The organism is Mycobacterium sp. IEC1808 (assembly GCF_002101935.1).
In the GTDB taxonomy this organism is placed as follows: Bacteria; Actinomycetota; Actinomycetes; order Mycobacteriales; family Mycobacteriaceae; genus Mycobacterium.
Genome location: NZ_LQPV01000019.1, coordinates 206,086 through 212,688, shown reverse-complemented (window position 1 = coordinate 212,688; position 6,603 = coordinate 206,086). Strand labels below are relative to the sequence as shown.

Genomic DNA, 6,603 nt, shown 5'->3' with positions numbered 1-6,603 from the left:
CCAATTCCCCGACCGACTCCCACTATGACCCAAAGATGAACGGCCGCAACATCTTACACAGTTATCTTGACAGCCCCCTTATCGGCGATCAGCTCGTTCACACGATCTTCCTCGCTGCGGTCATTGCGTTCCGCGGCGATAACAAATACTCCCTAGACCGGCTGCTATCGCGACGCCGACAGCTAAACACCGGGCCCTCAGGGACTTAGAGGAGCCGCTCGTTCGCGTGCGACGAGCTGGCCGCGATGCAGAGGACACGGCACCGTGTACCAAGCCGCGCAAGAAAACTTGCTATGCCGCCAGCGGAACGTCGGAATCCCGACTGTGTGGTCGCGCGGTGCTGAGCTGAAACTGGCGACCAGGCACGGCACCTACGGCAATTACCCGCCCGCGGTCTGACCTAATGCCAGCGCAGCGGCAAACTCGACAGCCGGACCGCGTCGTCGAGGATAACTGGCGGCACGGACTCACCATCTAACCCGAACGCGGGGATAGTGCGTAACCATTCGCTGACCAACACAGTCAACGCTGTTTTCGCCAGACTGACGGCCACACAGCGGTGCGGGCCCCCGCCGAACGCCCAGTAGTCCGCCCGGGACCCGTTGCCGTCCGCCATGTCTTCTTGGATGGCCGCCCCTACGCACAGCACGACCCGGGCCCCTGCCGGTATCTCGACACCCGCCACGGTGACGTTCTGCGCGGCCCTGCGGATAATCACCGGGGCCGGCGGCTCGCGGCGCAGCACGTCTTCGACGAATCCCTCAATCCCTGCGGGGTTTTCGCGGAGCGAAGCGCATAGCCGCGGGTCGCGGGCAAGGTCAAGAAACACGAAACCCACCGCGCTCCTAAACGGCGTAATGCCCGCAGCGATCAGCATCTCAACTACCGCGCACGCGTCAGCTTCGTCGAACCCATCGTCACCGGCAACCAACCCGGACATAACACCCGCAATATCAGGGCTGGCGCGACGCTGCGCGAAAGCCTCCGCCAAATAGGCGAGCAGCTCAAATTTTTTCGCCAAATCCTCGAAACGGACATCTTTGACCGCGGCCAGAGGCGCCCGCTGGATCGCCCAAAGCGCTTTCTCCCAGCGCAGCAACCTATCCCAGTCTTGCGGCGGCAACCCCAACACTGTGAGAAGAACCTGAGCCGCGAATGGCTCCGCAACATCGGCGATCGCCTCACAACTACCCTGCGGGGCGACCGCTTCGACCACCGCCGCGGCCTGATCTTGCAACGCGGGCCGCATCTGTTTCACCGCGCGGGAATTCAATAACGGCTGCAAGATTGCGCGCCAACGTGCATGGTCCGGCCGATCCAAAACGGGGTTAAGCGAAAACACTTCCGGGTTACGCAGCGCTGCGAGCACGTCATCGGCCCGTGTGAGGCAATAGCCATTCATAAACACGCTGTCCTCGATAAACACGACCGGCCCGCGCTTGCGCAGCGCGTCCCAAAGCTCGCTGCGATCCTCTGTGAAGAAATCAGGCAGCAACTTGTCACCGATCGGTGAGAGTGATCTATCCCAGGCCGCACCCGCGCCGGCACACTCACACATCGCCGAAGTACTCGCGGATCTGGTCGAATTCGTCCAAAAAGTACAGCCGCTCCCGCGCACGCCCCCTCCGCCGCACGGCGGCCCTGATTTGCGCCACTCACCATACCCGACGCCTCCGCAACATCGGTCTTGATCCGCGTCAACGTCTGGTTGATCCCGAAGTATCGGGCATGGCTGCATTCGGCGTGCCGAATGACCGATCAGGCCTGGCAGTGCACGAACCCGCCATAGCCGGGCTTTCGCCGATCGCCCCCGCAGCAAATCATGGATTGGTGCCTGCGCTGATCCAATCGAGCGCAAATCCTGGCCAACAGGCTCGCGGTCCTTGACTAGACGCGTTCGGCATTGAGCTGAGTGACTGAATAGATTTCGGCCCACTGAGGCCGCAAAACCGGTTGGCAGGCCACGACGACTGCTGGTAGTTTCCGGGAGACTGTGCGAGAGAACGAGGAGGTGGTACCCGTGAACGTATCGACGTGGGTGCTCCTGTTCGGGGTCACGGTCGGGCGATAGGTCGTCCGGGAGCGCCGTTTAACGAGCACTCCCGAAAGGCACGACCATGCACTTCACTTCTGAACAGCGCCTCGATGATGGCAGCCTAGAACGCGAATTCACCGTCGGCGCCATCCCCGGCATCCTGTGGACGCCGAAATCCTCACCTGCGCCACTAATCCTGCTCGGCCACCCCGGCGGACGGGGCGGATTGCGCAGTATGTACCCCCGGTTGGCGAGCCGAGCCCGGCGCTGCTTGGCGACGGGCTTCGCCGCGACCACCATCGAGCTCCCCGGTAGCGGTGACCGTCCCCGGTTGGCCGACGCCGAGCAGGCCCGCGCCGATTTACAACGAGCGTTGACGGCAGGAGAGCCGGTCGACGAGATCGTCGACCGGCTCGTCGTCCCCCTGGTCGAGAAGGCGGTCCCGGAATGGCAGGCCACCCTCGATGCACTGCTTTCACTGTCCGAGATCAGCGGCCCGGTGGGGTACTCGGGCGGCGTGATCGCCATCGGCATCCGCCTCGCGGTGGTCGAACCACGCATCGCGGCCGCGGGTCTGTTCGCCGGAAGCTTCGTGCCCCGCTCCATGTTCGACGAGGCCCGTCAGCTCACGATTCCGCTGCACGTTCTGCTGCAGTGGGACGACGAAGCAAACGACCGGCAGCGGGCACTAGACCTGTTCGACGCCTTCGGCTCCCAGGAGAAGACACTGCACGCCAACATGGGCGGGCACACCGGCGTCCCGCAGTTCGCGGGCGAAGACGCCGACCGATTCTTCAACCGGCACCTGAAATGAGGGGACCAGTCCGGACTTCGCTTAGCCACAGCGCGTCATCCTTGTCCGTGGCTTGGGTTGACCAGCCATTGGTGGGAGAAGTCCTCGCTCGGGGATCAGTGTCATGCACGCGAGTCTGGAGGCGGGCACCCACAAGCGTTATTTGACATAATGTCGCTTATCGGTAAATGACTCACCAGGAGACTTCGAGACGGCGCGCCCGTACTCACGATTAAGCCTCGAGCGTCCGTACCCGGCGCTGCTCGCGCAATCACCCGGACACCGCATCTTGCCCGCAGGTTCTCGGCACATCGGGGCCAGAGCCGATGGCTCAATCGACGGAACGTAGCTAGCCAACCTCCCGCGCTCCGCCAAGGCCGCCTTCCCGCCACAACCGCAGCAATACGTCACCGTGACGAAATGATCAGTGGCGCAGCGCTATTAACGCGCCACGCTACACGCGCCGACCACTGCCCAGAACCATCGCTGCTACGAAGCCGCCGACGAACCCGACCTTTCGCCGCCACGCTCAACGCCCTCGCAGCGACAACATTCGCCGTCCTGCTAGCGGACCTCCCACCACCGTCGTCGGCAGGCCGGAGCCCGCTCCCCATATCACGGATTCCCCGTTCACCACCATTCCCGCGGCGACCAGGCCCGGTCCGCTCAGCCATGGACAATACGTCACTGTGACGAATTGCTCTGTCGCACAGGCTCTTTGGTGCGGATGAGCATCTGAAGAAATGCCGCGATTACGAAGCGGTGTACGAAGCCAGCTTTTCAGCGATGATGTTGACCGACATGGTCCCATCGGTCGCGACCGCGTTCACGAACTGCTCGGCGTCGTCGAGGTCAAAATCACCCAGTTGGATTCCGTTGATGTATAAGAAAGTCCATGCGGCCGCCCAAGCGGTGCGCTTGTTGCCATCGGCGAGCGCGTGGTTGCGCGCAAGCGATTGCATCAGCGCGGCCGCCTTGGATAGGTGGTCGGGATACGCGTCAATGCCGAAGACCGTCGCTCGCGGCCTCGCAACGGCCGCGTCGAGAAGGCCGTAATCGCTCACCGTGAGGACCTCTCCGACAGCCGCCGCGCCGGCGGTAAGGACGTCATCGCGGTCGAGAAATTCGGTCACGCCAAACGCTGGTTGAGTTCGGCCGACCTCGTCGCGACGATTTTCGCGGCCTCAGCGACCCGGCGCTTGTGCTCACTGGCCGCCGACAGAATCGCCTGGTGGGCAAACGCGCGGAGCGACAGGTCATCGCCCGCGGCCGCAATGCGGATGGCCTCGAGTTCTTCCTCGGTAAACGGGATATTCAACGAAGGCATACGCCTATGGTACTGTATTTGGTACTAATTTCAGTACCAACGATCGCTGTGTGCGCGTTGCGCCTAACCTGACGCCACCACCGAGGCGGAGCTCCATGGCGCCACGCGTTCCGACGGGGCCGTCGTCTCCGGAAGGTCGCCGCTGACGTCCCAAGTCGCCGAAAGTCGGCCGACACCCAGAGCAATCGCGCAGTGCACACCGAGTTCAACGAGCTGGTCTTCGCTGAAGTGCTCGCGCAGCTCGTCGTAAACCGCGTCGTCGATCGCGAGGTGGTCGGTGGCGAACAGCTCCGCGAAGCGCAGGGCGGATCGCTCGGCCGCCGAAAAGTTTTCGGCCTCCGCCGGCCGTTCGAGCGAGCAGACCGCATCCTGATCGAGGCCATCGTCGATGGCGCTTTGGTAACGCACCGCGATGCAGCTTCGGCACTGATTGAAGAACGCGATGCGCAGCCGCACCAGTTCGAGCAGCCGGGGCGGCAGCGTGCCGTTGCCGCGCAGCGCCGTGGTCAATGCGCCCAGCGCCTCGGCCACCGCAGGCAGGCGACCCATGATGCTGGCGACGCCGAGATTGATCCGATCCCCTTGACCGAGATCTTGGATCGGCACCGCGGCGAACGCGCTCGAAGGCTCGATTCGTGTCACGTCATCGTCTCCCGTTCACCGAGCGGTCTGGCCGGATCTCCTGGAGTATGGCCGCCTACGATTCCGGATGCCACTCCCCTTGCGCTCCTTGGGGCAATTTCGTCAGCGCCTCAAAGGCTTCGGTGAAGATCGCGGCGATATCCCGGTCGTCGGCGGTGGCGATGGGATCCTTGTTCAGCAGCGCACGCTGCACCCCGATTCCCAGCAGCAGGGCGGCGACCATGTCGGCGCGAAGTCGGGGTCGGTCGGCCTTGATTCTTCGGGACAGATTGCGGGTCAGGCCGGTCTCCAGCTGTTCGTTCAGGCGCGCGACGACGTCAGGGTCACCGCTGGAGCGCAGCAGCGCAAACAGGGGGGCGTCGACGTCTCGGCGTGCGCGCAGCACCCGTTCGATCATGGCGCGACCAATCACGTCGTCCGGGGCGCGCCGCACCGCTTCAACATTGTCCGAGATGTCGGTGGCTTCCGCGAAGAGCTGGTCCTTGGAGCCGAAGTATCGCCTGATCAGCATCACGTCAACGCCGGCTTGGGCCGCGATCGCCCGGAGCGAGGTCGCCCGATATCCGTTGCGCAAGAACTGTTCACGTGCCGCCGTCAGCAGCCGCGCCCGGGTGGCCGCGGCATTGCGCCGCGGCGGGTTCGCGCCGGATTTCACGTCGTCGACAGCGGGCTTCATCCCACCTCCATCCGAATTTATCTACAACTGTAGACATGTTCCAGCCGCCGGACTAGACTCGGTAATGTCTACGATTGTAGACATAATATCGGGCGTAATCAGGCCGCGCCTGGTTGCTAACCGCTCACAAAGACCGTGCCCTGAAAAACACGCATTGTCAGGAGAATCCATCGTGGCCGGAGTAATGCTCGTCAAACAACGAGTCATCAGCGTCGAGCAATGGAACACCGTGTTCCGCAATCCGGAGCTTGACGCGGTGCGCCGCGAGCACGGACTGGTGGTCACCGGAACCTACGTCGACGCCGACGACGCCAACACCGTCGTCGTGGTCATGGACATGCACGACGTGGACAAGGCACGTCAATTCGCTACGTCGCCGGAACTGGCGGCGGCCCGCGAACGGGCCGGCGCGATCGGAGCGCCCGACGGCGTCTGGTATGGGGCGCAACGGATCCGGTGACACCTAGGCATCGAACGGTTCCCCGTCGAAGCGCTCGCGGGTGACGAACTCGGAAACCGGCCGTCGTCGCAGCTTCGTCATCCGACGCACCGGCTTACCCAGCGGGACCATCGCGGCGATGGCGTACGAATCGGGCACGCCAAGAAGCTCTTTGACACGCGGCTCCTCGGCGACGGCCATCGTGGTCAGCACGCCGCCGTAGCCCTCGCTGCGCGCGGCCAGCAACACGTTCCACACGAACGGGTAGACCGAGGCGCCGGGCACCACGCCGATGCGATCGAGGTTCTGATCGGTGGCCGCGACGACCGAAAGATCCAGACAAATCACGAGCACCACCGGAGCGTCGCGAAGCGGGGCCGACATCTGCGCGGGCGGCTCCGTCGCCTCGATGGTCAACGCGTCGACGCCGGTCGGTTGCAACGGATTCCACGGCGTCTCGCCGTTGGCGAGTTGCGCGGTGTACCGGCGTGCGGCGGGAAGTCCGAGGTCGGCCAGCGCGGCCCGGGTGTCCTTGTCTCGCACCACGATGACGCGCACGCCCTGCCGATTGCCGCCGGACGGCGCGAAGCGGGCGTTGTCGAGAATCCGTGCCAGCACGTCGTCGGGAAGTGGGTCGTCGGTGTATTCGCGCACCGCGAGCGTAGACCGCATGACGTCGTAGAGCTCCATG

Annotated in this window: 8 protein-coding genes; 2 read left to right on the top strand and 6 right to left on the bottom strand. The window is 64.0% G+C overall.

Annotated features, from left to right (window positions below; genetic code table 11):
- Nucleotides 1–400: 400 nt before the first annotated feature.
- Nucleotides 401–1,495, bottom strand: a complete 1,095-nt coding sequence (locus tag AWB92_RS13075; RefSeq protein ID WP_142282072.1) for a cytochrome P450 — start codon at nt 1,493–1,495, stop codon at nt 401–403.
- A 622-nt stretch (nt 1,496–2,117) separates the two neighbouring features.
- Between AWB92_RS13075 and AWB92_RS13065 the strand changes: the two genes are divergently transcribed.
- Entirely contained in the window at nt 2,118–2,849 is a 732-nt protein-coding gene (locus tag AWB92_RS13065; RefSeq protein WP_085186096.1) for an alpha/beta hydrolase, read from the top strand.
- 731 nt (nt 2,850–3,580) lie between these two features.
- On the opposite strand, the gene AWB92_RS13060 is transcribed toward AWB92_RS13065, so the two are convergent.
- From AWB92_RS13060 to AWB92_RS13045, 4 genes are all read right to left on the bottom strand, one after another.
- Nucleotides 3,581–3,961 carry a type II toxin-antitoxin system death-on-curing family toxin gene (locus AWB92_RS13060; RefSeq protein WP_085186094.1) on the bottom strand — a complete coding sequence of 127 codons (381 nt, stop codon included), beginning with the start codon at nt 3,959–3,961 and terminating at the stop codon, nt 3,581–3,583.
- The gene (locus AWB92_RS13055; protein ID WP_085186092.1) at nt 3,958–4,155 is read right to left on the bottom strand and encodes an antitoxin Phd; all 198 of its coding nucleotides are present in this window, start codon (nt 4,153–4,155) and stop codon (nt 3,958–3,960) included. Before AWB92_RS13055 ends, AWB92_RS13060 begins: the two co-directional genes overlap by 4 nt.
- Nucleotides 4,156–4,218: 63 nt before the next feature.
- On the bottom strand, nt 4,219–4,797 hold the full coding sequence (locus AWB92_RS13050; RefSeq protein ID WP_085186090.1) for a carboxymuconolactone decarboxylase family protein: 579 nt from the start codon (nt 4,795–4,797) through the stop codon (nt 4,219–4,221).
- Between the two features lie 55 nt (nt 4,798–4,852).
- Entirely contained in the window at nt 4,853–5,473 is a 621-nt protein-coding gene (locus AWB92_RS13045) for a TetR/AcrR family transcriptional regulator (protein ID WP_085186088.1), read from the bottom strand.
- A gap of 172 nt (nt 5,474–5,645) precedes the next feature.
- Between AWB92_RS13045 and AWB92_RS13040 the strand changes: the two genes are divergently transcribed.
- The gene (locus tag AWB92_RS13040) at nt 5,646–5,933 is read left to right on the top strand and encodes a hypothetical protein (RefSeq protein WP_241523440.1); all 288 of its coding nucleotides are present in this window, start codon (nt 5,646–5,648) and stop codon (nt 5,931–5,933) included.
- A gap of 3 nt (nt 5,934–5,936) precedes the next feature.
- Here the strand turns inward: AWB92_RS13040 and AWB92_RS13035 are convergent, their stop codons facing one another.
- On the bottom strand, nt 5,937–6,602 hold the full coding sequence (locus tag AWB92_RS13035) for a nitroreductase family protein (RefSeq protein ID WP_085186149.1): 666 nt from the start codon (nt 6,600–6,602) through the stop codon (nt 5,937–5,939).
- Nucleotide 6,603 lies beyond the last annotated feature (1 nt).

What these genes read in the sequence shown, in the direction of transcription:
- AWB92_RS13065 (WP_085186096.1), top strand. Translation starts at nt 2,118, where the DNA reads ATGCACTTCACTTCTGAACAGCGCCTCGATGATGGCAGCCTAGAACGC.
- AWB92_RS13055 (WP_085186092.1), bottom strand. Translation starts at nt 4,155, where the DNA reads ATGCCTTCGTTGAATATCCCGTTTACCGAGGAAGAACTCGAGGCCATC.
- AWB92_RS13045 (WP_085186088.1), bottom strand. Translation starts at nt 5,473, where the DNA reads ATGAAGCCCGCTGTCGACGACGTGAAATCCGGCGCGAACCCGCCGCGG.
- AWB92_RS13035 (WP_085186149.1), bottom strand. Translation starts at nt 6,602, where the DNA reads ATGGAGCTCTACGACGTCATGCGGTCTACGCTCGCGGTGCGCGAATAC.